The organism is Klebsiella michiganensis (genome assembly GCF_015139575.1).
GTDB classification, from domain to species: Bacteria; Pseudomonadota; Gammaproteobacteria; order Enterobacterales; family Enterobacteriaceae; genus Klebsiella; species Klebsiella michiganensis.
The window spans coordinates 5615529-5640906 of sequence record NZ_AP022547.1; the positions used below are offsets into that span (position 1 = coordinate 5615529).

At 52.6% G+C, this 25378-nt stretch carries 16 protein-coding genes, 6 tRNA genes and 3 rRNA genes; 2 read left to right on the forward strand and 23 right to left on the reverse strand.

Going from position 1 to position 25378, the window contains the following annotated elements:
- Positions 1 to 4 precede the first annotated feature (4 nt).
- From rpoB to JLG71_RS26300, 12 genes are all read right to left on the reverse strand, one after another.
- Positions 5 to 4033, reverse strand: coding sequence for a DNA-directed RNA polymerase subunit beta (gene rpoB, locus JLG71_RS26245; protein ID WP_004097647.1), 4029 nt, complete (start codon positions 4031 to 4033; stop codon positions 5 to 7).
- A gap of 325 nt (positions 4034 to 4358) precedes the next feature.
- Positions 4359 to 4724, reverse strand: coding sequence for a 50S ribosomal protein L7/L12 (rplL, locus tag JLG71_RS26250; RefSeq protein WP_004097645.1), 366 nt, complete (start codon positions 4722 to 4724; stop codon positions 4359 to 4361).
- A gap of 66 nt (positions 4725 to 4790) precedes the next feature.
- Positions 4791 to 5288, reverse strand: coding sequence for a 50S ribosomal protein L10 (rplJ, locus tag JLG71_RS26255; protein WP_004097644.1), 498 nt, complete (start codon positions 5286 to 5288; stop codon positions 4791 to 4793).
- Positions 5289 to 5702: 414 nt separating this feature from the next.
- A complete protein-coding gene (rplA, locus tag JLG71_RS26260) occupies positions 5703 to 6407 on the reverse strand; it encodes a 50S ribosomal protein L1 (protein ID WP_004097642.1) in 705 nt (234 codons plus the stop codon).
- A 3-nt stretch (positions 6408 to 6410) separates the two neighbouring features.
- Positions 6411 to 6839 (reverse strand): 50S ribosomal protein L11, encoded by a 429-nt coding sequence (gene rplK, locus JLG71_RS26265; protein ID WP_004097640.1) that lies wholly within the window; start codon positions 6837 to 6839, stop codon positions 6411 to 6413.
- Between the two features lie 153 nt (positions 6840 to 6992).
- Entirely contained in the window at positions 6993 to 7538 is a 546-nt protein-coding gene (nusG, locus tag JLG71_RS26270; protein ID WP_002438628.1) for a transcription termination/antitermination protein NusG, read from the reverse strand.
- Position 7539: 1 nt separating this feature from the next.
- Positions 7540 to 7923, reverse strand: coding sequence for a preprotein translocase subunit SecE (secE, locus tag JLG71_RS26275; protein ID WP_004097638.1), 384 nt, complete (start codon positions 7921 to 7923; stop codon positions 7540 to 7542).
- A 232-nt stretch (positions 7924 to 8155) separates the two neighbouring features.
- Positions 8156 to 9340, reverse strand: coding sequence for an elongation factor Tu (tuf, locus tag JLG71_RS26280; RefSeq protein WP_004097636.1), 1185 nt, complete (start codon positions 9338 to 9340; stop codon positions 8156 to 8158).
- A 116-nt stretch (positions 9341 to 9456) separates the two neighbouring features.
- Positions 9457 to 9532: transfer RNA gene (locus JLG71_RS26285), tRNA-Thr, on the reverse strand.
- A gap of 5 nt (positions 9533 to 9537) precedes the next feature.
- Positions 9538 to 9612: transfer RNA gene (locus JLG71_RS26290), tRNA-Gly, on the reverse strand.
- A gap of 119 nt (positions 9613 to 9731) precedes the next feature.
- A tRNA-Tyr gene (locus JLG71_RS26295) sits at positions 9732 to 9816 on the reverse strand.
- Positions 9817 to 9826: 10 nt separating this feature from the next.
- Positions 9827 to 9902, reverse strand: a tRNA-Thr gene (locus JLG71_RS26300).
- Positions 9903 to 10341: 439 nt separating this feature from the next.
- Between JLG71_RS26300 and coaA the strand changes: the two genes are divergently transcribed.
- On the forward strand, positions 10342 to 11292 hold the full coding sequence (gene coaA / locus JLG71_RS26305; RefSeq protein ID WP_014227490.1) for a type I pantothenate kinase: 951 nt from the start codon (positions 10342 to 10344) through the stop codon (positions 11290 to 11292).
- Between the two features lie 26 nt (positions 11293 to 11318).
- On the opposite strand, the gene birA is transcribed toward coaA, so the two are convergent.
- The 11 genes from birA to pepQ all read right to left on the reverse strand — a co-directional run bounded on the left by birA (position 11319) and on the right by pepQ (position 22988).
- A complete protein-coding gene (gene birA, locus JLG71_RS26310) occupies positions 11319 to 12281 on the reverse strand; it encodes a bifunctional biotin--[acetyl-CoA-carboxylase] ligase/biotin operon repressor BirA (protein WP_014837096.1) in 963 nt (320 codons plus the stop codon).
- Positions 12278 to 13306, reverse strand: coding sequence for a UDP-N-acetylmuramate dehydrogenase (murB, locus tag JLG71_RS26315; protein WP_064375892.1), 1029 nt, complete (start codon positions 13304 to 13306; stop codon positions 12278 to 12280). Before murB ends, birA begins: the two co-directional genes overlap by 4 nt.
- A gap of 166 nt (positions 13307 to 13472) precedes the next feature.
- Positions 13473 to 13588, reverse strand: a 5S ribosomal RNA gene (rrf, locus tag JLG71_RS26320).
- Positions 13589 to 13658: 70 nt separating this feature from the next.
- Positions 13659 to 16564 (reverse strand): 23S ribosomal RNA (locus JLG71_RS26325).
- 178 nt (positions 16565 to 16742) lie between these two features.
- Positions 16743 to 16818 (reverse strand) — tRNA-Ala (locus tag JLG71_RS26330).
- 106 nt (positions 16819 to 16924) lie between these two features.
- Positions 16925 to 17001: transfer RNA gene (locus JLG71_RS26335), tRNA-Ile, on the reverse strand.
- Between the two features lie 71 nt (positions 17002 to 17072).
- Positions 17073 to 18612: ribosomal RNA gene (locus JLG71_RS26340) — 16S ribosomal RNA — on the reverse strand.
- Together the 16S, 23S and 5S rRNA genes with 2 tRNA genes alongside form the textbook arrangement of a ribosomal RNA operon.
- Positions 18613 to 19004: 392 nt before the next feature.
- Complete coding sequence (gene hemG, locus JLG71_RS26345) at positions 19005 to 19538, reverse strand: menaquinone-dependent protoporphyrinogen IX dehydrogenase (protein WP_025108385.1); 534 nt, start codon at positions 19536 to 19538, stop codon at positions 19005 to 19007.
- An 11-nt stretch (positions 19539 to 19549) separates the two neighbouring features.
- The gene (gene trkH / locus JLG71_RS26350) at positions 19550 to 21001 is read right to left on the reverse strand and encodes a Trk system potassium transporter TrkH (RefSeq protein WP_200913901.1); all 1452 of its coding nucleotides are present in this window, start codon (positions 20999 to 21001) and stop codon (positions 19550 to 19552) included.
- A gap of 41 nt (positions 21002 to 21042) precedes the next feature.
- Positions 21043 to 21657, reverse strand: a complete 615-nt coding sequence (locus JLG71_RS26355; protein WP_014227487.1) for an IMPACT family protein — start codon at positions 21655 to 21657, stop codon at positions 21043 to 21045.
- A complete protein-coding gene (gene pepQ, locus JLG71_RS26360) occupies positions 21657 to 22988 on the reverse strand; it encodes a Xaa-Pro dipeptidase (RefSeq protein WP_009652560.1) in 1332 nt (443 codons plus the stop codon). Before pepQ ends, JLG71_RS26355 begins: the two co-directional genes overlap by 1 nt.
- A 191-nt stretch (positions 22989 to 23179) precedes the next feature.
- Here pepQ and fadB point away from each other — a divergent pair, with 191 nt between their 5' ends.
- A complete protein-coding gene (gene fadB / locus JLG71_RS26365) occupies positions 23180 to 25369 on the forward strand; it encodes a fatty acid oxidation complex subunit alpha FadB (RefSeq protein WP_187228838.1) in 2190 nt (729 codons plus the stop codon).
- Positions 25370 to 25378 lie beyond the last annotated feature (9 nt).

Below are 25378 nucleotides of genomic sequence, written 5' to 3' on the forward strand. Positions count from 1 at the left end.
AGAGTTACTCGTCTTCCAGTTCGATGTTGATGCCCAGCGAGCGAATCTCTTTCAACAGTACGTTGAAGGATTCCGGCATGCCCGGTTCCATCTGATGGTTGCCGTCCACGATGTTCTTATACATCTTAGTACGGCCGTTCACGTCATCAGACTTAACGGTGAGCATTTCCTGCAGGGTGTATGCTGCGCCATATGCTTCCAGCGCCCACACTTCCATCTCCCCGAAGCGCTGACCACCGAACTGCGCCTTACCACCCAGCGGCTGCTGAGTAACCAGGCTGTAAGAACCGGTAGAACGCGCATGCATCTTGTCATCAACCAGGTGGTTCAGTTTCAGCATGTACATGTAGCCAACGGTAACCTGGCGCTCGAATTGCTCACCGGTACGACCATCGAACAGGGTGATCTGGCCGGAAGTCGGCAGGCCACCAAGCTGTAACAGTTCCTTGATTTCAGACTCTTTCGCACCGTCGAAGACCGGCGTTGCGATCGGCATACCTTTTTTCAGGTTTTCAGCGAGACGCATAACTTCTTCGTCAGTGAAGGTATTCAGATCAACCTTCTGACGCACGTCGGTGCCCAGATCGTAGGCACGCTGGATGAATTCGCGCAGTTTGGCGACTTCCTGCTGCTGTTTCAGCATGGCGTTGATTTTCTCGCCAATACCTTTCGCAGCCATACCCAGGTGAGTTTCCAGGATCTGACCGATGTTCATACGAGACGGTACGCCCAGCGGGTTCAGTACGATGTCAACCGGCGTGCCGTTTTCATCGTAAGGCATATCTTCGATCGGGTTGATCTTAGAGATAACACCCTTGTTACCGTGACGGCCTGCCATTTTGTCACCAGGCTGAATCTGACGTTTAACGGCCAGATACACTTTGACAATCTTCAGCACGCCCGGTGCCAGATCGTCGCCCTGAGTGATTTTGCGGCGTTTCGCTTCGAGTTTTTTCTCGAACTCGTGTTTCAGTTCGTCGTACTGCTCAGCCAGCTGTTCCAGCTGATTCTGTTTCTCTTCGTCGGTCAGGCCCAGTTCCAGCCAGCGATCGCGCGGCAGCTTATCGAGCTTCTCAGCTTCGATACCGCCGGAGACCAGCACCGCGTAGATACGACCAAACAGGCCAGCTTCGAGGATCTGCAGTTCTTCAGACAGGTCTTTCTTCGCCTGTTTGAGCTGCATCTCTTCGATTTCCAGCGCGCGTTTGTCTTTTTCTACGCCGTCGCGGGTAAAGACCTGAACGTCGATAATGGTACCGGAGACACCGTTTGGTACGCGCAGGGAAGAGTCTTTAACGTCAGACGCTTTCTCACCGAAGATCGCACGCAGCAGTTTCTCTTCCGGCGTCAGCTGGGTTTCACCTTTCGGCGTTACCTTACCAACCAGAATATCGCCACCGGTCACTTCCGCGCCGATATAAACGATACCGGATTCATCCAGTTTAGAGAGCGCAGCTTCACCCACGTTCGGGATGTCGGCGGTGATCTCTTCCGGCCCCAGCTTGGTGTCACGAGACACGCACGCCAGTTCCTGAATGTGGATGGTGGTAAAACGGTCTTCCTGGACAACGCGCTCGGAAACGAGGATGGAGTCTTCGAAGTTGTAACCGTTCCACGGCATGAACGCGACGCGCATGTTCTGACCGAGCGCCAGTTCACCGAGGTCGGTAGACGGGCCGTCAGCCAGCACGTCACCGCGCTCAATCGGCTCACCCAGAGAGACACACGGCATCTGGTTGATGCAGGTGTTCTGGTTAGAACGGGTGTACTTGGTCAGGTTATAGATGTCGATACCGGCTTCGCCCGGGTACATCTCGTCTTCGTTAACTTTAATAACGATACGGGAAGCATCCACGTACTGAACGGTACCGCCACGTTTAGCGACCGCAGTTACACCGGAGTCAACGGCAACAGCACGTTCCATACCGGTACCAACCAGCGGCTTATCAGCGCGCAGAGTCGGAACGGCCTGACGTTGCATGTTCGCACCCATCAATGCACGGTTGGCGTCATCGTGTTCCAGGAACGGGATTAGGGACGCACCGACGGATACCACCTGCTGGGTGGATACGTCCATGTAGTCAACCTGGTCGCGGCTGAACAAGCTGGATTCGCCTTTACTACGGCAGGTAACCAGATCTTCTACAAAGTGGCCTTCGTCATCCAGGTTGGAGTTCGCCTGAGCAATAACGTAGTTGCCTTCTTCGATAGCAGACAGGTAATGAATTTCGTCGGTTACAACACCGTCAGTCACTTTACGGTACGGGGTCTCGAGGAAACCGTATTCGTTCGTCTGTGCGTACACGGACAGGGAGTTAATCAGACCGATGTTCGGACCTTCAGGCGTTTCGATTGGACATACGCGACCGTAGTGGGTCGGGTGTACGTCTCGAACTTCAAAGCCTGCGCGTTCACGGGTCAGACCGCCCGGGCCGAGTGCGGAGATACGACGTTTGTGCGTAATCTCAGACAGCGGGTTGTTCTGGTCCATAAACTGAGACAGCTGGCTGGAGCCAAAGAACTCTTTCACTGCCGCAGAAATCGGCTTGGCGTTGATCATATCCTGAGGCATCAGGGTATCCAGATCGCCCAGAGACAGACGCTCTTTCACCGCACGCTCTACGCGGACCAGGCCAACGCGGAACTGGTTTTCCGCCATTTCGCCAACGGAACGGATACGACGGTTGCCGAGGTGGTCGATATCATCGACTTCGCCTTTACCGTTACGGATATCGATGAGCTTCTTCATCACTTCGATGATGTCTTCTTTGCTCAGGATACCGGAACCTTCGATTTCGTCGCGCAGCAGAGAACGGTTGAACTTCATACGACCTACCGCGGACAGATCGTAGCGGTCTTCGGAGAAGAACAGGTTCTCGAACAGGCTTTCAGCCGCTTCACGAGTCGGCGGCTCACCAGGGCGCATCATGCGGTAGATTTCTACCAGCGCGCTCAGACGGTCGTTGGTCGGGTCGACGCGTACAGTCTCAGAGATGTACGGACCGTGATCCAGATCGTTGGTGAACAGCGTTTCGATACGCTTATGGCCAGACTGGCTCAGCTTGGCTAGCAGATCCAGGCTCAGCTCCATGTTCGCCGGGCAGATCAGCTCGCCAGTAGATTCATCAACATAGTCTTTAGAGGCAACTTTGCCAGCGATGTACTCAACCGGAACTTCGATATGTTTGATATCATCTTTTTCCAGCTGGCGAATGTGACGTGCGGTGATGCGACGCCCTTTCTCAACGTACACTTTACCGTTCGCTTCGATGTCGAAGGAGGCCGTTTCGCCGCGCAGACGCTCCGGTACCAGTTCCATCTGCAGCTTGTTATCGCGAATTTCAAAGACCACTTTCTCGAAGAACAGGTCAAGGATCTGCTCAGTGGTGTAATTCAGCGCGCGCAGGATGATGGTAGCCGGCAGCTTACGACGACGGTCGATACGGACAAACAGGTTGTCTTTCGGGTCGAACTCGAAGTCCAGCCAGGAGCCACGGTAAGGAATGATACGTGCGTTATACAGGACCTTACCGGAAGAGTGGGTCTTACCTTTGTCACTGTCAAAGAAGACGCCCGGGCTACGGTGCAGCTGAGAAACGATAACGCGCTCGGTACCGTTGATAACGAAGGTACCGTTGTCGGTCATGAGCGGAATTTCGCCCATGTAGACTTCTTGTTCTTTAATGTCTTTAACGGTGCCTTCCGGCGCTTCGCGCTCGTAGATCACCAGACGCAGTTTGACGCGCAGCGGTGCCGAGTAGGTCACGCCACGGATCTGACATTCTTTAACGTCAAAAACCGGTTCGCCCAGACGGTAGCTGACGTACTGCAGCTCAGAGTTACCGCTGTAGCTTTTAATCGGGAATACGGAACGGAAAGCTGCTTCCAGACCATACTGCCCTTCAGGATCTTGCTCGATGAACTTCTGAAACGAGTCAAGCTGGATAGAAAGGAGATAAGGTATGTCCAGAACCTGCGGACGTTTACCAAAATCCTTACGAATACGTTTTTTCTCGGTATAGGAGTAAACCATAGGGTTCCTCAGCTCGCTGACAAGTCGACCCATCTGCCCACATAAGGCAGTTTTTTATGCAACACTATTTTGTTGACCGGAAAATGGAACACTTTCCGCAATACCTGTTTCTATCACGCTTAAACCATTTCATTGCGATTTACACAGCTCAGGAGCCCTAACCTGTCGCAGTATATTAAGTCGTCTATAGAAACAAGCATTGTCAGGACAACCAGTAGTCAAACAGTGTGAAATTCTACTGGCGCCTTACAGCGCAAAAAGGCTGGTGACTAAAAAGTCACCAGCCATCAGCCTGATTTCTCAGGCTGCAACCGGAAAGATTGGCTTATTTAACTTCAACTTCAGCGCCAGCTTCTTCCAGAGATTTTTTCAGTGCTTCAGCGTCATCTTTGCTCACGCCTTCTTTCAGAGCGGCCGGAGCAGATTCTACCAGGTCTTTAGCTTCTTTCAGACCCAGGCCAGTTGCGCCACGTACTGCTTTGATAACGGCAACTTTGTTAGCGCCGATACCTTTCAGAATTACGTCGAATTCAGTTTTTTCTTCAGCAGCTTCAACCGGGCCAGCAGCTACAGCTACAGCAGCAGCAGCGGAAACACCGAATTTTTCTTCCATTGCAGAGATCAGCTCAACAACGTCCATTACGGACATAGCGGATACTGCTTCAATGATTTGATCTTTAGTGATAGACATTTAAATTGTTCCTGAATATCAGAATAAGTTTATACGTAAGCGAATGCTTTACAAAGACAACTGCGATTAAGCAGCTTCTTTCGCATCGCGTACAGCAGCCAGAGTGCGAACCAGTTTGCCAGCCGAAGCTTCTTTCATGGTTGCCATCAGGCGTGCAATTGCTTCTTCGTAGGTCGGCAGAGTTGCCAGGCGGTCGATTTGCGACGCCGGGATCAGCTCACCTTCAAAGGCTGCGGCTTTGACCTCAAATTTTGCATTCGCTTTCGCGAACTCTTTGAACAGACGAGCGGCAGCGCCCGGGTGTTCCATAGAGTATGCAATCAGGGTCGGACCAACAAACGTGTCTTTCAGGCACTCGAAAGGAGTACCTTCAACGACGCGGCGCAGCAGGGTGTTACGAACAACACGCATGTATACGCCAGCTTCACGACCTGCTTTACGCAGTTCAGTCATTTTGTCTACAGTCACGCCACGGGAATCCGCAACTACTGCAGACAGCGCGCCTTTGGCTACTTCGCTGACTTCAGCAACAATCGCTTGTTTGTCTTGAAGATTTAAAGCCATTAGCTTTGCTCCTGGATGTTTGCCAGAGCTCATGCTCCGGAACTCACTTCACTCGACTCAAAGAGAAGAGCGTCTTAATACGGTGAGCAGAAACAAGCCAGAGTATCCAAAAATAATCTTAGCGTTCTGTCACCGTCTACGCAGGGCATTAAGTCTCTTGCGAAACACCTGCGGTCTTCGACGGAGGCCTGGATAGGCCAGGCTCCAACGAACAAATCTTGTCTATCCGTCGCTATTCAATCTGTGGCGGCATTGACTACCTTCGTTCACACCAGTCACATAGTTAATATGCTCCAGGCGATTCACTCAGTTGTCGCCTTGCCACAGCCTGAATATCTCGGCTATACGTCTGCTATAAGCAGAATACGTGGGGGTAAGATTGTAGACAAATTCACCGCCCACGTAAAGCTAATCTTAGTTCGCAGAAGCGCTCAGACCAGCCTGATCAACGGCAACGCCAGCACCCATGGTGGTGGAGATGCTGATTTTCTTGATGTACACGCCTTTAGCCTGAGTCGGTTTTGCTTTTTTCAGCGCAACCAGCAGAGCTTCCAGGTTTTCTTTCAGTTTATCAGCGTCAAAATCCACTTTACCGATGGTGGTGTGGATGATGCCGTTTTTGTCGTTACGGTAACGAACCTGACCTGCTTTAGCGTTCTTAACCGCTTCAGCAACGTTCGGCGTTACGGTACCCACTTTCGGGTTTGGCATCAGGCCGCGCGGACCCAGAACCTGGCCCAGCTGGCCAACAACGCGCATTGCATCCGGGGAAGCAATAACAACGTCAAAGTTCATTTCGCCTTTTTTGATCTGGTCAGCCAGATCTTCCATACCTACCAGCTCTGCGCCAGCAGCTTTAGCTGCTTCAGCGTTCGGGCCCTGGGCAAATACGGCTACGCGAACTGAACGGCCAGTACCGTGCGGCAGTACGGTCGCGCCGCGGACGTTCTGGTCAGATTTACGCGCGTCGATGCCGAGGTTAACGGCAACATCAACGCTTTCAACGAACTTAGCAGTAGCCAGTTCTTTCAGCAGAGAGATGGCTTCGTTGATGTCGTACTGTTTGGTCGCATCAACTTTGTCACGAATCACGGACATGCGCTTGGTCAGTTTAGCCATTTCTTAGTCCTCCACTACCAGGCCCATGGAACGTGCAGTACCTTCAATGGAGCGAGTCATCGCTTCAATGTCGGAACCAGTCATGTCGGCAGCTTTGGTCTGCGCGATTTCCTGCAGCTGAGCGCGGGAAATTTTACCTACTTTGTCTTTGTTCGGTTTACCGGAACCAGACTTGATACCAGCCGCTTTTTTCAGCAGAACTGCTGCCGGCGGAGTTTTGGTAACGAAGGTGAAAGAACGGTCAGCGTAAACGGTAATAACAACCGGGATCGGCAGACCTTTTTCCAGGGATTCAGTTTTTGCGTTGAACGCTTTGCAGAATTCCATGATGTTCACACCCTGCTGACCCAGTGCTGGACCAACCGGCGGACTCGGGTTTGCCATACCAGCTGCAACCTGCAGCTTGACATAGGCTTGTACTTTCTTAGCCATGTAAATTTCCTCGTTTGGGTGTAGCGCCTAAAAAGGCTCCCCGTGATAAATATCGCTTTATGGGAATCAGACCCATAAAAACAAAAGGCGCGAAATTGTATGTCAATTCCGCGCCTCATGCAACGATTAAAACGTTGCTTTTTTGATCGGCTGTTAGGCTTTTTCTACCTGAGCGAAGTCCAGCTCAACCGGCGTCGCACGACCGAAGATAGAAACGGACACTTTCAGACGAGACTTCTCGTAGTCCACTTCTTCAACCACACCGTTAAAGTCGGCAAATGGACCGTCGCTAACGCGAACCATTTCACCCGGCTCAAACAGCGTTTTCGGCCGCGGCTTATCGCCAACCTGCTGCAGACGGTTCATGATCGCGTCGACTTCTTTGTCGCTGATCGGTGCCGGACGGTCAGATGTACCGCCGATGAAACCCATCACACGCGGTACGCTGCGCACCAGGTGCCAGCTCGCGTCGTTCATCACCATCTGGACCAGCACGTAGCCCGGGAAGAATTTGCGTTCGCTTTTACGACGCTGGCCGCCGCGGATTTCGACCACTTCTTCGGTCGGCACCATGACTTCGCCAAACAACTCTTCCATATTGTGTAATTTGATATGTTCACGCAACGAGGTAGCTACGCGACCTTCAAAACCGGAAAACGCCTGAACGACGTACCAGCGTTTTTTAGGAGCTTCAGACATCTCAGAACCTCAGGCCAGTGATAAAGGATACCAGGCGAACCAGAATACCATCCAGTCCCCACAGGATCAGTGACATTACGGCAGTCACTGCGGCAACAATCAGCGTGGTATGCAACGTTTCCTGGCGAGTCGGCCAGATCACCTTGCGGACTTCGGTTCTCGCTTCACGAGCGAAGGCGACTGTCGCCTTACCTTTTGTCGTTAACAGCGCGACACCGCCCGCTGCAGCGATCAGAATCACTACAGCCAGCGCACGCACTGCCAGCATAATGTCACGATAAAGGAAGTTGCCGACGATGGCCACAACCAGCAGCACGACTACGATTGTCCACTTCATCGCTTCGAGGCCGCGCCCGCTCCCTTGAGCTTCGGTATTCGCACTCATAAACCAACCTGTCACAAGAATTCAGACAAATAACTTCACCCCGCATGAAATGCGAGGCGACCAAACCGAAATGCTCTGCTGCGTTTCGGACTTAACGCCCTCTTCAGAGCCTGTCTCAGCAATGATTATGACCCAAAAAATCACTGATGAGCCAGGTTCTGGTGTGAAAGCGTGCAAAAAGGGCATCAAATGATGCCCTTTTATTGCGCATTGCGTCAAATGTTATCAGCAATTAGCCGAGAACTTTAGCAACCACGCCCGCGCCAACGGTACGGCCACCTTCACGGATTGCGAAACGCAGACCGTCGTCCATCGCGATCGGGTGGATCAGGGTAACAACCATTTTGATGTTGTCGCCCGGCATTACCATCTCTACGCCTTCCGGCAGTTCGATGGTGCCAGTCACGTCAGTTGTACGGAAGTAGAACTGCGGACGGTAGCCTTTGAAGAACGGAGTATGACGGCCGCCTTCGTCTTTGGACAGAATGTACACTTCAGATTCGAACTTGGTGTGCGGCTTGATAGAACCCGGCTTAGCCAGTACCTGACCACGTTCGATTTCTTCACGCTTGATACCACGCAGCAGAACACCGACGTTCTCACCAGCACGGCCTTCGTCCAGCAGTTTGCGGAACATTTCAACGCCAGTACAGGTAGACTTCGCAGTCTCTTTGATACCAACGATTTCAACTTCTTCGCCAACTTTGATGATACCGCGCTCTACACGACCGGTAACAACGGTACCACGACCGGAGATGGAGAATACGTCTTCGATCGGCAGCAGGAACGGCTTGTCAATCGCACGCTCTGGTTCCGGGATGTAAGAATCCAGGTAGCCAGCCAGTTCGATGATTTTCGCTTCCCAGTCTGCGTCGCCTTCCAGCGCTTTCAGAGCGGAACCGCGAACGATCGGAGTGTCGTCGCCCGGGAAATCGTACTGAGACAGAAGTTCACGAACTTCCATTTCAACCAGTTCCAGCAGCTCTTCGTCATCAACCATGTCGCATTTGTTCAGGAACACGATGATGTACGGAACGCCTACCTGACGACCCAGCAGGATGTGCTCACGAGTCTGCGGCATCGGGCCGTCAGTCGCAGCAACAACCAGGATCGCGCCGTCCATCTGCGCAGCACCGGTGATCATGTTTTTAACATAGTCGGCGTGGCCCGGGCAGTCTACGTGCGCGTAGTGGCGAGTCGGGGTGTCATATTCAACGTGAGAAGTGTTGATGGTGATACCACGAGCTTTTTCTTCCGGCGCGTTATCGATCTGGTCGAATGCGCGAGCAGAACCACCGTAGGTTTTAGCCAGAACGGTAGTGATTGCAGCGGTCAGCGTTGTTTTACCATGGTCAACGTGGCCGATAGTACCGACGTTAACGTGCGGTTTTGTACGTTCAAACTTTTCTTTAGACATCGATTGTCCCTCTAAGACACGGATAAATCGGTGATATCACCACATCAACCGGGCAACATGCCCGACTTGTTGAATGCAATAAACAAGAGAGAAACAGGGGAGGAGAGATAAAGAAGTGGTGCTGATACCCAGAGTCGAACTGGGGACCTCACCCTTACCAAGGGTGCGCTCTACCAACTGAGCCATATCAGCACGTTTGGAGCGGGCAGCGGGAATCGAACCCGCATCATCAGCTTGGAAGGCTGAGGTAATAGCCATTATACGATGCCCGCATCCTGAAACTCGGCTACCCAGTTCTTTCTATAACAAAAAAAAGAGAAGCGTCTCTTTTTTTGTTTGAGCTGACCAGTTTAACCAATCAACTCTGGCTTCGCAAAGCGTTGCCGAAAGATGGTGGTGGGGGAAGGATTCGAACCTTCGAAGTCGATGACGGCAGATTTACAGTCTGCTCCCTTTGGCCGCTCGGGAACCCCACCAGGCACTTGATGGTGCCGACTACCGGAATCGAACTGGTGACCTACTGATTACAAGTCAGTTGCTCTACCTACTGAGCTAAGTCGGCATCAAGTAGCGCGCATTCTAGGGAGACCTGCGAGTTCATGCAACTAAAAAATTGCAGAAAATGTTCTATTGCTCACATTTTGTGCTCAAACGAGAAAAAATGGTGTAATTTCAAACAGAGCAGGACAAAAATACGCCAATCATCCTCACGGATAGAGTTGCCGAGGAGGGCAAAAAGTAGAGTGAAGTCGCTAAAGCGGCATCGATACCCCATCACCTGACCACCCGATTCAATGAATAACCCACGGGTCTCTGCTAAGAACTTTATATCCCCTTACCAAACCATTCATCTCTGTGATGCTACCTTTAGAAAGCATCATTCAATGAGTTTTTTTCTTATTATTCCTCGCAATCTGGTGTTACCCTCCTGCCCATTGTCCTGATTAACTAGTGTGAAGCACCCCGCCTTCATGTAATTCGGCGGTTGCAAGAGCATGCTTATGAGCCTAAAAGAGCAAACGTTAATGACACCGTATCTACAATTTAACCGCGACCAATGGGCTGCGCTTCGTGATTCCGTTCCGATGACGCTAACAGAAGAAGAAATCACGCGGTTAAAAGGCATCAACGAAGATCTTTCCCTGGAAGAAGTAGCGGAAATTTATTTGCCGCTGTCGCGTTTACTCAATTTCTATATCAGCTCTAATCTGCGCCGCCAGGCTGTACTGGAACAATTCCTTGGCACCAACGGCCAACGTATTCCTTACATCATTAGCATTGCGGGTAGCGTGGCGGTCGGGAAGAGCACTACCGCGCGCGTGCTGCAAGCATTGCTGAGCCGCTGGCCTGAACATCGACATGTAGAATTAATCACGACAGATGGTTTTCTGCATCCTAACGCGGTATTGAAAGAACGCGGCCTGATGAAGAAGAAGGGCTTCCCGCAGTCTTATGACATGCATCGCCTGGTTAAATTCGTCTCAGACCTGAAATCCGGCGTTCCTGACGCTACGGCTCCGGTTTATTCACATCTGATTTACGACGTCATTCCTGATGGGGATAAAACCGTCACGCAGCCTGATATATTAATTCTTGAGGGATTAAATGTTCTGCAGAGCGGCATGGATTATCCACACGATCCGCATCATGTATTTGTTTCGGACTTCGTTGATTTTTCAATTTACGTTGATGCGCCTGAAGAACTGCTAAAAAACTGGTATATCAATCGTTTTCTGAAATTCCGCGAAGGCGCGTTTACCGACCCGGACTCCTATTTTCATAGCTATGCTCAGCTGTCTAAAGATGAAGCAATTGATATTGCCACATCGCTGTGGAATGAGATTAATCTTTTGAATTTAAAAGAGAACATTCTACCAACGCGTGAGCGAGCCAGCCTTATAATGACCAAAAGCGCAAACCACTCTGTGAATCAGGTGCGTTTAAGAAAATAAAAAAGGGAGCGTTAGCTCCCCTTTTTTTATTCAGCGCTGCGCAATGATATCTCACCGCCAATCCAGGGTTTTACCATCCCGTCCTGCTCCAGTAATAATGCGCCTTGAGCATCAATACCTCGCGAAATACCAAAGATCTCTTTATCGCCAATAATAAGTTTAACCGGTCGATTAATAAAGTTATCGAGCTTTTCCCAGCGGGTGAGATAGGGTGCCAGACCTTCATTCTCAAAAAGTTTAAATCCTGCCCGCAGCTCTTTAATCAGACAAGCCGCTAACGTATTACGATCGATAGAGATCCCTGCCTCCTGGAGGCTGATCCAACCCTGATTGACAACATCAGACTCCACCCGGCGCATCATGAGGTTGATCCCCGCGCCGCTGACTATCTGCGCAGCATCGCCGGTTTTCCCCGTGAGTTCCACCAGGATCCCGGACAGCTTCCGATCCTGTAAATAGAGATCGTTTGGCCATTTCACCCGAACTTTATCCGCCCCCAGGCTTTGCAGCACCTCGGCAATGACGATCCCAATGACCAGACTCAAACCTATAGCCGCAGCAGGGCCCTGCTCCAGTCGCCAGTACATTGAAAGGTAAAGGTTAGAACCAAACGGCGAGAACCACTTGCGCCCGCGGCGGCCGCGACCTGCCTGCTGATACTCAGCCACGCAGGCATCACCCGATTGCAGTTCGCTAAGTCTGTCCAGAAGATACTGGTTCGTGGAATCAATCACCGGTAGTACGGTTACCCGGCCATGCTCGATCTGCCTGGCGATCTGCTCTTCATCCAGAAGCTGGATAGGCTCAGGGAGACTGTAGCCTTTACCCGGAACGGTAAATACGTCGACTCCCCAATCGCGTAACGTTTGAATATGCTTGTTGATTGCTGCCCGACTCATCCCTAAACGCTCGCCAAGCTGTTCACCTGAGTGAAATTCAGCGTCGGCCAGGATCGATATTAGCGTCAAAGGAACGGTGTAGTCTTTCATGCGATGGTCTCCTCGGCATTAACTTCACCCGTTTCACCGATAAAGCGCACTTCCGGCTGTAACCAGATATTAAACTTCTCACCAACCTGCTGGCGTACGTAATGAGCCAGCTCAACCACGTCTTCACTGGTTGCCTGATGCTGATTGATCAATACCAGCGCCTGCTGGCTATGCACCGCTGCGCCACCCATCACTTTACCTTTAAGCTGGCATTGATCGATAAGCCAGCCGGCGGCAAGTTTCATACTGCCATCCGGCTGAGGGTAGTGAGGGATACCCGGATAGGTCGCCAGCAGCGCTTGCGCCTTGTCCGCGCTAACGACCGGGTTCTTAAAGAAGCTCCCCGCATTTCCATTCACTTTTGGATCGGGGAGTTTGGTCATGCGCATATGACAGACGGCGTCAAATACCTGCTGCGGGGTAACGGTTTGCGGATCGAGCCGGGTTAAATCACCGTAGGTCAAAACGGGTTGCCAGGCTTTTGGCAACGTCAAACCAACCGCCACAATGGCGTAGCGGTCCTGATATTCATGTTTAAAAATACTGTCCCGGTAGCCAAAGCGACATTCAGCAGCGGAAAGACGCTGTTTCACACCCGTGACCAACTCAATGCAGTCGACGTAGCGGCAAACTTTCTGTAATTCAACGCCGTAAGCACCAATATTTTGAATCGGCGAGGAGCCGGCGCAGCCAGGAATCAAAGCAAGATTTTCCAGGCCCGGCATTCCGTTATTTAACGCAAACTGGACCAGCTGATGCCAGTTTTCTCCTGCACCAACATGCAAATGCCACGTGTCAGATGTTTCACTCACTTCTATCCCCATAATACGGTTGATAATGACCGTACCGGAATAATCCTTCAGGAACAGAACATTGCTTCCTTCACCAAGGATCAGGGTTGGCTGGCGCTCTGCGGTGGCATTTTGCCAGGCATCCAGTAGCTGTTTTTCAGTTTCGGCGCGTACAATCGCTTTGGCAGAACGGTCAATACCGAAGGTGTTCCAGGGCTTAAGTGAGTGGCTCATAATGGCTTCCAGATGCAAAATCTGCATTAGTTTACCGTATATAGCGAGGGAAGGCTTCCTGATTGTCAGGGGGAGCAGGTACCATGGCGTGACTAAAATCTGGCAATTTTAAACGACAAAAACGCAAAAAGCCCATCCGTCAGGATGGGCTCTTCACTTGTTTGATGCCTGGCAGTTCCCTACTCTCACATGGGGAGACCCCACACTACCATCGGCGCTACGGCGTTTCACTTCTGAGTTCGGCATGGGGTCAGGTGGGACCACCGCGCTAGTGCCGCCAGGCAAATTCTGTTTAATCTGTATCAAGCTGTATTGAAAATCTCTCAAATCGCCAAAACATCTTCGGCGTTGTAAGGTTAAGCCTCACGGTTCATTAGTACCGGTTAGCTCAACGCATCGCTGCGCTTACACACCCGGCCTATCAACGTCGTCGTCTTCAACGTTCCTTCAGGACTCTCAAGGAGTCAGGGAGAACTCATCTCGGGGCAAGTTTCGTGCTTAGATGCTTTCAGCACTTATCTCTTCCGCATTTAGCTACCGGGCAATGCCATTGGCATGACAACCCGAACACCAGTGATGCGTCCACTCCGGTCCTCTCGTACTAGGAGCAGCCCCCCTCAATTCTCCAGCGCCCACGGCAGATAGGGACCGAACTGTCTCACGACGTTCTAAACCCAGCTCGCGTACCACTTTAAATGGCGAACAGCCATACCCTTGGGACCTACTTCAGCCCCAGGATGTGATGAGCCGACATCGAGGTGCCAAACACCGCCGTCGATATGAACTCTTGGGCGGTATCAGCCTGTTATCCCCGGAGTACCTTTTATCCGTTGAGCGATGGCCCTTCCATTCAGAACCACCGGATCACTATGACCTGCTTTCGCACCTGCTCGCGCCGTCACGCTCGCAGTCAAGCCAGCTTATGCCATTGCACTAACCTCCTGATGTCCGACCAGGATTAGCTGACCTTCGTGCTCCTCCGTTACTCTTTAGGAGGAGACCGCCCCAGTCAAACTACCCACCAGACACTGTCCGCAACCCCGATTAGGGGCCCACGTTAGAACACCAGCCATTAAAGGGTGGTATTTCAAGGATGGCTCCATGCAGACTGGCGTCCACACTTCAAAGCCTCCCACCTATCCTACACATCAAGGACCAGTGTTCAGTGTCAAGCTATAGTAAAGGTTCACGGGGTCTTTCCGTCTTGCCGCGGGTACACTGCATCTTCACAGCGAGTTCAATTTCACTGAGTCTCGGGTGGAGACAGCCTGGCCATCATTACGCCATTCGTGCAGGTCGGAACTTACCCGACAAGGAATTTCGCTACCTTAGGACCGTTATAGTTACGGCCGCCGTTTACCGGGGCTTCGATCAAGAGCTTCTCCTTACGGATAACCCCATCAATTAACCTTCCGGCACCGGGCAGGCGTCACACCGTATACGTCCACTTTCGTGTTTGCACAGTGCTGTGTTTTTAATAAACAGTTGCAGCCAGCTGGTATCTTCGACTGATTTCAGCTCCACGAGCAAGTCGCTTCACCTACCATCAGCGTGCCTTCTCCCGAAGTTACGGCACCATTTTGCCTAGTTCCTTCACCCGAGTTCTCTCAAGCGCCTTGGTATTCTCTACCTGACCACCTGTGTCGGTTTGGGGTACGATTTGATGTTACCTGATGCTTAGAGGCTTTTCCTGGAAGCAGGGCATTTGTCACTTCAGCACCGTAGTGCCTCGTCATCACACCTCAGCGTTAGTAACGTTCCGGATTTACCTGGAACATCCGCCTACATGCTTAAACCGGGACAACCGTCGCCCGGCCAACATAGCCTTCTCCGTCCCCCCTTCGCAGTAACACCGAGTACAGGAATATTAACCTGTTTCCCATCGACTACGCCTTTCGGCCTCGCCTTAGGGGTCGACTCACCCTGCCCCGATTAACGTTGGACAGGAACCCTTGGTCTTCCGGCGTGCGGGTTTTTCACCCGCATTATCGTTACTTATGTCAGCATTCGCACTTCTGATACCTCCAGCAACCCTCACAGGCCACCTTCAACGGCTTACAGAACGCTCCCCTACCCAACAACACATAGTGTCGCTGCCGCAGCTTCGGTGCATGGTTTAGCCCCGTTACATCTTCCGCGCAGGCCGACTCGACCAGTGAGCTATTACGCTTTCTTTAAATGATGGCTGCTTCTAAGCCAACATCCTGGCTGTCTGGGCCTTCCCACATCGTTTCCCACTTAACCATGACTTTGGGACCTTAGCTGGCGGTCTGGGTTGTTTCCCTCTTCACGACGGACGTTAGCACCCGCCGTGTGTCTCCCGTGATAACATTCTTCGGTATTCGTAGTTTGCATCGGGTTGGTAAGTCGGGATGACCCCCTAGCCGAAACAGTGCTCTACCCCCGAAGATGAGTTCACGAGGCGCTACCTAAATAGCTTTCGGGGAGAACCAGCTATCTCCCGGTTTGATTGGCCTTTCACCCCCAGCCACAAGTCATCCGCTAATTTTTCAACATTAGTCGGTTCGGTCCTCCAGTTAGTGTTACCCAACCTTCAACCTGCCCATGGCTAGATCACCGGGTTTCGGGTCTATACCCTGCAACTTAACGCCCAGTTAAGACTCGGTTTCCCTGCGGCTCCCCTATACGGTTAACCTTGCTACAGAATATAAGTCGCTGACCCATTATACAAAAGGTACGCAGTCACCCAACTAGTGGGCTCCTACTGCTTGTACGTACACGGTTTCAGGTTCTTTTTCACTCCCCTCGCCGGGGTTCTTTTCGCCTTTCCCTCACGGTACTGGTTCACTATCGGTCAGTCAGGAGTATTTAGCCTTGGAGGATGGTCCCCCCATATTCAGACAGGATACCACGTGTCCCGCCCTACTCTTCGAGTTCACAACCTGTGCGTTTTAGTGTACGGGAGTATCACCCTGTACCCTGCGACTTTCCAGACGCTTCCACTAACACACAAGCTGATTCAGACTCCGGGCTGCTCCCCGTTCGCTCGCCGCTACTGGGGGAATCTCGGTTGATTTCTTTTCCTCGGGGTACTTAGATGTTTCAGTTCCCCCGGTTCGCCTCGTTTGACTATGTATTCATCAAACGATAGTGCAACGAATTGCACTGGGTTTCCCCATTCGGACATCGCCGGCTATAACGGTTCATATCACCTTACCGACGCTTTTCGCAGATTAGCACGTCCTTCATCGCCTCTGACTGCCAGGGCATCCACCGTGTACGCTTAGTCGCTTAACCTCACAACCCGAAGATGTTTCGTAAAACATCGTCGTGTCGCAAAAATTTGAGAGACTCGAACACACATTAACTGTGTGTCGTTTCAATTTTCAGCTTGATCCAGATTTTTAAAGAGCAAAACTTCGCAGTGAACCTTTTCAGGTACACTCTGAAGTTTTCTTGTGTTGTGCAGTAAAGATGGTGGAGCTATGCGGGATCGAACCGCAGACCTCCTGCGTGCAAAGCAGGCGCTCTCCCAGCTGAGCTATAGCCCCATCGTAGTTAATCTCATTTACCGTAATTCGATTCCGGGCAAGGCGTGGAAGAACGAAGCATACTGAAGTATGCGAGTTATTTCACAACGCAGCACGGGAGCGAATTTGGTAGGCCTGAGTGGACTTGAACCACCGACCTCACCCTTATCAGGGGTGCGCTCTAACCACCTGAGCTACAAGCCTGCAGAGATTTTTTACTGCTACATTTTCATCAGACAATCTGTGTGAGCACTACAAAGGCAGGTTCTTTAAGGTAAGGAGGTGATCCAACCGCAGGTTCCCCTACGGTTACCTTGTTACGACTTCACCCCAGTCATGAATCACAAAGTGGTAAGCGCCCTCCCGAAGGTTAAGCTACCTACTTCTTTTGCAACCCACTCCCATGGTGTGACGGGCGGTGTGTACAAGGCCCGGGAACGTATTCACCGTGGCATTCTGATCCACGATTACTAGCGATTCCGACTTCATGGAGTCGAGTTGCAGACTCCAATCCGGACTACGACATACTTTATGAGGTCCGCTTGCTCTCGCGAGGTCGCTTCTCTTTGTATATGCCATTGTAGCACGTGTGTAGCCCTACTCGTAAGGGCCATGATGACTTGACGTCATCCCCACCTTCCTCCAGTTTATCACTGGCAGTCTCCTTTGAGTTCCCGACCGAATCGCTGGCAACAAAGGATAAGGGTTGCGCTCGTTGCGGGACTTAACCCAACATTTCACAACACGAGCTGACGACAGCCATGCAGCACCTGTCTCACGGTTCCCGAAGGCACCAAAGCATCTCTGCTAAGTTCCGTGGATGTCAAGAGTAGGTAAGGTTCTTCGCGTTGCATCGAATTAAACCACATGCTCCACCGCTTGTGCGGGCCCCCGTCAATTCATTTGAGTTTTAACCTTGCGGCCGTACTCCCCAGGCGGTCGACTTAACGCGTTAGCTCCGGAAGCCACTCCTCAAGGGAACAACCTCCAAGTCGACATCGTTTACAGCGTGGACTACCAGGGTATCTAATCCTGTTTGCTCCCCACGCTTTCGCACCTGAGCGTCAGTCTTTGTCCAGGGGGCCGCCTTCGCCACCGGTATTCCTCCAGATCTCTACGCATTTCACCGCTACACCTGGAATTCTACCCCCCTCTACAAGACTCCAGCCTGCCAGTTTCGAATGCAGTTCCCAGGTTGAGCCCGGGGATTTCACATCCGACTTGACAGACCGCCTGCGTGCGCTTTACGCCCAGTAATTCCGATTAACGCTTGCACCCTCCGTATTACCGCGGCTGCTGGCACGGAGTTAGCCGGTGCTTCTTCTGCGGGTAACGTCAATCGACAAGGTTATTAACCTTATCGCCTTCCTCCCCGCTGAAAGTACTTTACAACCCGAAGGCCTTCTTCATACACGCGGCATGGCTGCATCAGGCTTGCGCCCATTGTGCAATATTCCCCACTGCTGCCTCCCGTAGGAGTCTGGACCGTGTCTCAGTTCCAGTGTGGCTGGTCATCCTCTCAGACCAGCTAGGGATCGTCGCCTAGGTGAGCCGTTACCCCACCTACTAGCTAATCCCATCTGGGCACATCTGATGGCAAGAGGCCCGAAGGTCCCCCTCTTTGGTCTTGCGACGTTATGCGGTATTAGCTACCGTTTCCAGTAGTTATCCCCCTCCATCAGGCAGTTTCCCAGACATTACTCACCCGTCCGCCACTCGTCACCCGAGAGCAAGCTCTCTGTGCTACCGTTCGACTTGCATGTGTTAGGCCTGCCGCCAGCGTTCAATCTGAGCCATGATCAAACTCTTCAATTTAAGTTTGATGCTCGTAGAATTAAACTTCGTAATGAATTACGTGTTCACTCTTTGAGACTTGGTATTCATTTTTCGTCTTGCGACGTTAAGAATCCATGTCACTTTGAGTGCCCACACAGATTGTCTGATAAATTGTTAAAGAGCAGTTGCGACGCGCTTCAGCGCTCTGTCGCGAGGTCCCGTATAATACGTTTTCCTCATTCAGAGTCAAGCGATTATTTTCGCTTTTCTCTGCCGGTATTCATCGCTGAATCCCGCTGACCCGGCGGGCTGTAAGCCGTTGTTCCGTGTCAGTGGGAGCGCATTATAGGGAGTAATTCCGAAGTGACAAGGGGAAATTTCAAAAAACTTTTCGTTCGCTCAACTTTCCATCACCAGGGTGATTTAACGCGCTATTTGCTGGTCATTTGCGCAATTTCCCGCGCAAATCTGCCCACCTGCTGCCAGTCGGTATACACCACTTCTTTAGTGACATCCGTTTCGCCGCCGGTCATCTTCATAATAAGGCGAATCATAAACCGATCGTACCAACGATAGCGTGGATAGCGGAGCGCGCCGGCAAACACCGCGCAGTGCTGCGGCTGCCACGGCGAGTTAAGCAGAAACTTGCGGGTGTAGCTGTTGGTCTGCGGCGTTCGTTTTTCTGGCTTACGCGCGACGAGGTTGACCGAGAAAAAGGCGCCCGGTAGCGCCTGCAGCGACTGAAGATGCGTTTTTACAAACCGTTCTAAGGCGGGATGAAAATGACCATAGCGGATTGATGCGCCGATGACGACACGATCGTATAAGGGCCACTCCACTTCATTGGTGCGGTTGAGATCGATCGTGTCCGCATCAATCCCCTGCTCTTTTAATTCAGATGCCAGATAGGAGGCGATTTCACGCGTCTGTCCGTCGCGGGTAGAAAAGAGAATCAAAGTTTTCACAGGCACTCCTGTTATTCGCGCCAGAAAGTCGGAGTAAATAGCACCAGCAAGGTGAACACTTCCAGACGACCAAACAGCATATTAGCAATCAAGATCCATTTTGCGACAGGGTTCATCGTCGCAAAGTTATCCGCCACAACGCCCAGCCCAGGGCCAAGGTTATTCAGCGTCGCAACGACCGAAGCAAAGGCCGAGAAATCATCCACGCCGGTGGCGATAATCGCCAGCATACTAATGATAAACACCAGCGCATAGGCGGAGAAGAATCCCCAGACGGCTTCCAGGATACGTTCCGGCAGCGCGCGGTTCCCCAGTTTAATACTGTATACCGCGTTAGGATGTACCAGCCGTTTAAGCTCACGGTTACCCTGCTTGAAAAGCAGAAGAATACGGATAACCTTCAAACCACCGCCAGTCGACCCGGCACAGCCGCCGATAAAAGCCGAACAGAGGAGGAGGACCGGTAAAAATAGCGGCCAGCGCGCAATGCTGTCGGTCGTGAAGCCCGCCGTTGTCGCCATCGATACAACCTGAAAGAACGCCTGATTCACCGTCATGAGCGCCGAACTGTAGACGTCATGCAGCCACAGCACCAGGGTACATACCACCACCAGCGTGAGCTGCACGCCGATGAACATGCGGAATTCGGGATCGCGCCAGTACACTTTCAGGCTACGCCCGCTGAGTAATGAAAAGTGCAGGCCGTAGTTACAGCCCGATATCAGCAAGAAAATAGCAATAATGGAGTTAATCGTTGGGCTATTAAAGTAGCCCACGCTGGCGTCATGGGTGGAGAATCCGCCAATCGCAATCGTCGAGAAACTGTGCCCGATGGCGTCGAACGCCGGCATGCCGGCAAACCACAGCGCCAGCGCACAGGCCACCGTCAGTAAGACATAGATAAGCCACAGCGTTTTCGCCGTCTCAGCAATGCGCGGCCGCATCTTGTTATCTTTCAGCGGCCCGGGCATTTCCGCCCGATACAGCTGCATCCCCCCGACGCCCAGTATCGGCAGTATCGCTACCGCCAGCACGATGATCCCCATCCCGCCAAACCATTGCAGCATCTGACGATAGAAAAGAATGGCGTGGGGTAACGAATCTAACCCAACCAGCGTGGTTGCCCCGGTCGTTGTCAGACCCGAGAAGGATTCAAAGAAGGCATCCGTAATGCTCAGGCTGGGCTGTTCAGAGAAGATAAAGGGCAGCGAACCGACGCTTCCGAGCACCGTCCAGAACAGCACGACGATGAGAAACCCTTCGCGGGATTTCAGTTCACCCTTCTCATGACGGTTGGGCCACCACAGCAGCGAACCGATCGCCAGGGCAACAAAAAAGGTCTGGGTAAACGCCCGCCCCGCACCATCGCGATATATCAGGGCTATTAATCCCGGGAGGATCATTGTCCCCGAAAACAAAATGACCAGCAGTCCAACGATTCGGGTTATCGCGCGAAAATGCATCTCTGGCGCTTCCTTTGATATGCAAAAAAATCAGGTGGGGATTATTCGTCAATCTTCAGTAATTGCAACGAACCGCGACTAAAATCAGCCAGTTTTGCTGAAAATAGCGCCACTTCAGCCTGAGGAAGCGCCACGCGCAGCTGAACAGACGCTTGATATTCGCTTTCGACAATTTTCCCTGAGAACTGAGCCAACAGCGTTTCAATCCCGGCCAACTGCCCGTATTCACACTGCAAAGTATACGCGGTCAGCGGCGTCTTGCGCTGTGTTGTCAGCAGCGCAAGCGCCTGGTGCACACCGCCGCCGTACGCTTTGACCAGGCCGCCGGTGCCCAGCAGAATACCACCGTAGTAGCGCACGACGACAGCGGTTATCTCGCCGACGCCGCTACCCATCAGCTGCGCCAGCATCGGTTTACCCGCCGTCCCCGCCGGTTCGCCATCGTCGGAAAACCCCAGCTGCTGCGAGTCATTCGGAGGCCCGGCGACCCACGCCACGCAGTGGTGACGGGCATCCGGGTGATCCGCCCTGACTGACTCGACAAACGCCTTTGCCGCCGCTACGCCGTCGGTGTGCGCCAACAGCGTGATAAAGCGGCTCTTTTTGATCTCTTCCACAAAGGTGGCCGGCGCGGCCGGTATCAACCAGCTTTCCATTACGCCAGTTTCAGATCGCGCGTCATGTTTTCAATACTGTTTTCGTGGATCACGACGTTGTCTTCAATACGAATACCGCCAAACGGTTTCAGCGCTTCAATTTTCTGCCAGTTGAAGTGTTTGCTGAACTGCCCTTCGCGCCACGGCGCCAGCAGCGATTCAATAAAGTAGATGCCCGGTTCAATCGTCAATACCATCCGCGGCTGCAGTACGCGCGTGCAGCGCAGGTAAGGATATTTTGCCGGCGCGGCCAGATGGGTACCCGAATCATCCTGCATAAAACCCGCGACATCATGAACCTGGAGACCTAAAGGATGACCAATGCCGTGTGGCATAAACGGTCCGGTCAGGTCGTTTTCCACCATCGCTTCTTCGCTCATATCTTTGACTATCTGATGTTTGCGCAGCAGTTTGGCAATACGCTGATGGAACTGGACATGATAATCCACGTAGCTCACGCCCGCCTTCATGGTGCTAATCAGCGCCAGCTGTTCCTCATTAACGTCTTTAATCAGTTGAGCATAGTCACTATCGCCATGCGCCGCCCAGGTACGCGTCAGATCCGCCGCATAGCCGTTATATTCCGCGCCCGCATCCAGCAGGAAGCTGCGCAATTCCGCCGGCGCGCGATGATCCAGCTTCGTATAATGCAGCACGGAGGCATGTTCGTTCAGCGCCACAATGTTGCTGTACGGTACATCGGTGTCGCGATGGCCGGTCGCGGTCAGATAGGCCTGGTTGATATCAAACTCGCTCATCCCGGAGAGGAACGCTTCATGAGCGGCCTGATGACCGTTAACCGCTGACTTCTGCGCTTCGCGCATGCAGGCCAGCTCATAGTCAGTTTTATAAGAGCGATAGTAGTGCAGATAATCGATCGCCCCTTTCGGGTTGATTTTATCCGCCGCGATATCTAACCCCAACGCACGTTCCGGCACCGGCCCGATATAGGCAATATTGCCGCGCGCGGCGGGCAGTTGGCTGCCGATACCATCCGCTTTCGGCAGGGCAATCACATCCACCTCTTCGGTCCAGAATGAGGTCGGCAGCGGTTCCACGTTATGCCAGTAGTCGACCGGCAGATAGAACCACAGTTTGGGTTTATTGACGCCGTCCACCAGCAGCCAGCAGTTAGGGACCTGCGTAACCGGCACCCAGGCTTTGAACTGGGGATTGACCTTGAACGGATACGGATGATCGTCAAGGAAGACGTTGACCAGTTCACCGGAGTGGATCAGCAGGGCATCCAGCTTAAAGCGGGCCAGAACATCGCGGGTGCGTTCTTGTAAGGTAACGATATGATTTTTATAGAGACCGGCAAGGGATTCCATCATTTATCCTTTGATTTTATGAGATCGTGATGCTTCGCATCTTAGCACAATGACCTCAAACGGGGTGATCTCTACCGGGTGTGATCCGACCAGCATTTATTTAAAGTCTTATTTGCAATTTCTTAACATAAAATCCACACTCCGTCTCATCTGGTATGACCAGATCATATTGCTGGATTCAGGAGACTGACATGCTCTACAAAGGCGACACCCTGTACCTCGACTGGCGGGAAGACGGCATTGCCGAACTGGTATTTGATGCCCCCGGCTCGGTCAACAAGCTCGATACCGCAACCGTAGCCAGCCTCGGTGAAGCGCTGGACGTACTCGAAAAACAAAAAGATCTGCAAGGGCTGCTGCTACGCTCCGAGAAAGCCGCTTTTATTGTCGGCGCGGATATCACCGAATTTCTTTCTCTGTTCCTGGTTCCCGAAGAACAGCTCAGCCAGTGGCTGCATTTCGCTAATAGCGTATTTAATCGCCTGGAAGATTTGCCGGTTCCGACCATCTCCGCCGTCAACGGCTATGCGTTGGGCGGCGGCTGCGAATGCGTGCTGGCGACCGATTATCGCCTGGCGACGCCGGATCTGCGCATTGGTCTGCCGGAAACGAAGCTGGGCATCATGCCGGGCTTTGGCGGCTCGGTGCGGATGCCGCGGATGCTTGGCGCGGACAGCGCGCTGGAAATCATTGCCGCCGGCAAAGACGTTGGCGCCGAACAGGCCTTAAAAATCGGCCTCGTCGATGGCGTGGTTAAGCATGAAAAACTGATCGATGGCGCGGTCGCGATTCTGCGTCAGGCTATTAAAGGCGACCTGGACTGGAAGGCGAAGCGCCAGCCGAAGCTGGAGCCGCTGCATCTGAGTAAAATTGAAGCCGCGATGAGTTTTACCATCGCCAAAGGCATGGTGGCGCAAACCGCCGGGAAGCACTACCCGGCCCCGATTACCGCCGTTAAAACCATCGAAGCCGCCGCCCGCTTTGGTCGCGAAGAAGCGCTGGATCTGGAAAATAAAAGTTTCGTCCCGCTGGCGCATACCAACGAGGCGCGTGCGCTGGTAGGTATCTTCCTTAACGATCAGTACGTCAAAGCAAAAGCGAAGAAGCTGACGAAAGATATCGACACGCCAAAACACGCGGCCGTGCTGGGCGCGGGAATTATGGGCGGCGGCATTGCATACCAGTCAGCCTGGAAAGGCGTGCCGGTCGTCATGAAAGATATCAACGACAAATCGCTGACGCTGGGCATGACCGAAGCGGCCAAGCTGCTGAATAAACAGCTTGAGCGCGGCAAAATCGACGGTCTTAAGATGGCTGGCGTCATTTCTACTATTCAGCCAACCCTGGATTACGCCGGCTTTGAACGCGTGGACGTCGTGGTCGAAGCCGTTGTTGAGAATCCGAAAGTGAAAAAAGCGGTGCTGGCGGAAACGGAAGACAAAGTCCGCCCGGATACCGTGCTGGCTTCGAATACCTCCACCATTCCCATCAGCGAGTTGGCCAGCGTACTGAAGCGCCCGGAAAACTTCTGCGGTATGCACTTCTTTAACCCGGTGCACCGGATGCCGCTGGTCGAGATCGTTCGCGGCGAGAAAAGCTCGGACGAAACCATTGCGAAAGTGGTCGCCTGGGCCAGCAAAATGGGCAAAACGCCGATTGTGGTCAACGACTGCCCCGGTTTCTTTGTTAACCGCGTGCTGTTCCCCTACTTCGCCGGTTTCAGCCAGCTGCTGCGCGACGGCGCGGACTTCCGCAAAGTCGATAAAGTGATGGAGAAGCAGTTTGGCTGGCCGATGGGCCCGGCCTATCTGCTGGACGTCGTTGGCATTGATACCGCGCATCACGCGCAGGCGGTCATGGCGGCGGGCTTCCCGCAGCGGATGCAGAAAGATTATCGCGATGCGATCGATGCGCTGTTCGACGCTAACCGTTTCGGCCAGAAAAATGGCCTCGGCTTCTGGCGCTACAAAGAAGACAGTAAAGGTAAGCCGAAGAAGGAAGAGGATACCGCAGTCGATAGCCTGCTGGCGGAAGTCAGCCAGCCGAAGCGTGATTTCAGCGATGAAGAGATTATCGCCCGCATGATGATCCCCATGGTCAACGAAGTGGTGCGCTGTCTCGAAGAGGACATTATCGCCACCCCGGCAGAAGCCGATATGGCGCTGGTTTATGGCCTGGGCTTCCCTCCGTTCCACGGCGGCGCGTTCCGCTGGCTGGATACGCTCGGTAGCGCAAAATATCTCGATATGGCCCAGCAGTATCAGCATCTCGGCCCGCTATACGACGTGCCGGAAGGATTGCGCAGCAAAGCGCGTCATAACGAACCGTACTATCCACCGGTTGAGCCTGCCCGTGCGCCAGGCGACCTGAAAAAGGCTTAAGGAGTCACA

Bases quoted from the DNA above. Each gene is read 5' to 3' on its own strand.
- rpoB (WP_004097647.1), bottom strand. From the start codon at position 4,033: ATGGTTTACTCCTATACCGAGAAAAAACGTATTCGTAAGGATTTTGGT.
- rplL (WP_004097645.1), bottom strand. From the start codon at position 4,724: ATGTCTATCACTAAAGATCAAATCATTGAAGCAGTATCCGCTATGTCC.
- rplJ (WP_004097644.1), bottom strand. From the start codon at position 5,288: ATGGCTTTAAATCTTCAAGACAAACAAGCGATTGTTGCTGAAGTCAGC.
- rplA (WP_004097642.1), bottom strand. From the start codon at position 6,407: ATGGCTAAACTGACCAAGCGCATGTCCGTGATTCGTGACAAAGTTGAT.
- rplK (WP_004097640.1), bottom strand. From the start codon at position 6,839: ATGGCTAAGAAAGTACAAGCCTATGTCAAGCTGCAGGTTGCAGCTGGT.
- nusG (WP_002438628.1), bottom strand. From the start codon at position 7,538: ATGTCTGAAGCTCCTAAAAAACGCTGGTACGTCGTTCAGGCGTTTTCC.
- secE (WP_004097638.1), bottom strand. From the start codon at position 7,923: ATGAGTGCGAATACCGAAGCTCAAGGGAGCGGGCGCGGCCTCGAAGCG.
- tuf (WP_004097636.1), bottom strand. From the start codon at position 9,340: ATGTCTAAAGAAAAGTTTGAACGTACAAAACCGCACGTTAACGTCGGT.
- coaA (WP_014227490.1), top strand. From the start codon at position 10,342: ATGAGCCTAAAAGAGCAAACGTTAATGACACCGTATCTACAATTTAAC.
- birA (WP_014837096.1), bottom strand. From the start codon at position 12,281: ATGAAAGACTACACCGTTCCTTTGACGCTAATATCGATCCTGGCCGAC.
- murB (WP_064375892.1), bottom strand. From the start codon at position 13,306: ATGAGCCACTCACTTAAGCCCTGGAACACCTTCGGTATTGACCGTTCT.
- trkH (WP_200913901.1), bottom strand. From the start codon at position 21,001: ATGCATTTTCGCGCGATAACCCGAATCGTTGGACTGCTGGTCATTTTG.
- JLG71_RS26355 (WP_014227487.1), bottom strand. From the start codon at position 21,657: ATGGAAAGCTGGTTGATACCGGCCGCGCCGGCCACCTTTGTGGAAGAG.
- pepQ (WP_009652560.1), bottom strand. From the start codon at position 22,988: ATGGAATCCCTTGCCGGTCTCTATAAAAATCATATCGTTACCTTACAA.
- fadB (WP_187228838.1), top strand. From the start codon at position 23,180: ATGCTCTACAAAGGCGACACCCTGTACCTCGACTGGCGGGAAGACGGC.